Source organism: Oleiphilus sp. HI0086 (assembly GCF_001635225.1).
On the sequence record NZ_LWFZ01000754.1, the window covers coordinates 1 to 1,646 of the forward strand.

4 protein-coding genes are annotated in these 1,646 nt (G+C 38.4%); 1 reads left to right on the forward strand and 3 read right to left on the reverse strand.

The annotated features are described in order from the left end of the window. Positions 1–266, forward strand: a 266-nt coding sequence (locus A3756_RS12905; protein ID WP_156490451.1) for an integrase core domain-containing protein, incomplete at its 5' end; no start/stop codon positions are given. A gap of 15 nt (positions 267–281) precedes the next feature. Here A3756_RS12905 and A3756_RS12910 read toward each other — a convergent pair. The 3 genes from A3756_RS12910 to A3756_RS27725 all read right to left on the reverse strand — a co-directional run. Beyond that, a complete protein-coding gene (locus tag A3756_RS12910) occupies positions 282–743 on the reverse strand; it encodes a hypothetical protein (protein ID WP_068553639.1) in 462 nt (153 codons plus the stop codon). A gap of 31 nt (positions 744–774) precedes the next feature. Beyond that, a complete protein-coding gene (locus tag A3756_RS12915; protein WP_068553640.1) occupies positions 775–1,209 on the reverse strand; it encodes a hypothetical protein in 435 nt (144 codons plus the stop codon). Positions 1,210–1,236: 27 nt separating this feature from the next. Then, positions 1,237–1,646 (reverse strand): hypothetical protein (locus tag A3756_RS27725; protein WP_197481301.1); only part of this gene is annotated, 410 nt, incomplete at its 5' end.

Here is a 1,646-nt window from a genome sequence, read left to right on the forward strand (position 1 = left end):
AGGGATTTAAATCAATCGATGAAGCAAGAACTTGGGTGAAAGAGTTTGTCACTTGGTACAACACAGAGCACCGGCATAGTCGAATTAACTTTGTTACCCCAGAGCAAAGGCACTTAGGTCTGGATGAAGAAATATTATCGAAGAGGGATGAGCTTTATCGCAAGATGAAAAGAAAGAACCAAATAAGGTGGTCAAAAGCTACGCGGAACTGGGAGAAAGTGGGTGACGTTAAGTTGAACCCGGAGAAGGAAAAACAAGCAGCTTAAATGCTCAGGCGACAACTACCTTGAAAAACGCCGAGGTTTAAGCCCTTCTTGTTTATGATGTGCCGATAAGTTAATGTTAATACGATCTTCTTGATCTTCTTGTATAACTTTACCTCCTCTGAAGTATCTAAACCCGTGTTCTTCGAGAATGGTTATAAGACGTTTTTTCTTGATCTCGTATTCTTCAACAGGATCGCTTTTGTCCGATATAATAAAATCTCCAAAAGGGCTCTTTTTAGGTGATGGAGGTAAATCCATGAATTCTTCGATTAGATTTCCTAGTACTTGTAGACTATCTACTTCAGGGTCATTGCCTGCTTTCTGTAACCAAGTTTTCCATTTTGAGTGATGAGCAAGATCTGGAGGAGTGCCAGGTGCGCCTGCCGCCTCAAACAGTGCATTGAGAGACTCGTGTGATCCTTCAAGAGTTTCAGCAACAGCGGTGCAGACAGCCGCCGGTAGGCGAATTTTTGACATTATTATGCTTCCTTCTGTGCTATCAGCTTAATCAATCTTCGATGAACTCTGCGAGAGAGTCCAAAAATGTTCTTTCATAATCGGTTAATTCTTTTGACAACATTAGATCGGTATAAAACATCCAGGTAAAAAGAGCTATCCCAACTGTTAAGGATACGTAAAAATAACCTTCTCCTAATTGGTAAGAAGCCCACATAGAAAGTAGGCATAAAGCAGAAGTAAACATCTTAAGAATTAAAGAAACAATATGGCCATGGCGCATCGAAGCGATAAATGCATTTACGAATACATAATTCGTTTGTAATTTGTCGTTTGGCGTGTCGAGGGATATACCCTTGATTATTTCTTGCTTAATATCCTGAGACAGTTGAATTCTATTATTGTGCTTTTTATAAATAATGAGTACGAGTGCAACAATAGCAAGCGCAATAAGAATATGGCCGATTTGGTATAAATGATGTTCCATTCTATCCTCAATCTTGGAAAGTAAAATTTAGTTTGCAATCGCAGTGGTAATTTTATCAACTAAAGATTTCAACTGCTCACGAACCCCTTTTTCATCAATAAGCATTTTTCTGATGGCTTGTTCATACATTGCTTGAGTTGGAAAACAGAGTGCCTTCGAAATACTTTCGAGAGCGGGAGTTTCTCTAATCGGATAGCGTGAAATCATTTTTTCAATATCTTGATTTTCGATCAAGCCTTGTAACAGAGATTTCTCTTCCTCGAAAAGAGATTGAGTCGAAAATTCAAAACTTGTTGGTTCTTGGAGAATTAATTTCCAATTCGGTGCTTTTTTAAGCAGCTCGTCTCTTACTCTTCGTTCTACCAATCTTGCTGCCATTCTATTAATGTGAGGTTCAAAAGATTTTGTAAATGAGGATACTAATTCTTCATATGTAT

Coding starts and splice junctions, on each gene's coding strand:
- A3756_RS12910 (WP_068553639.1), bottom strand. CDS start 743: ATGTCAAAAATTCGCCTACCGGCGGCTGTCTGCACCGCTGTTGCTGAA.
- A3756_RS12915 (WP_068553640.1), bottom strand. CDS start 1,209: ATGGAACATCATTTATACCAAATCGGCCATATTCTTATTGCGCTTGCT.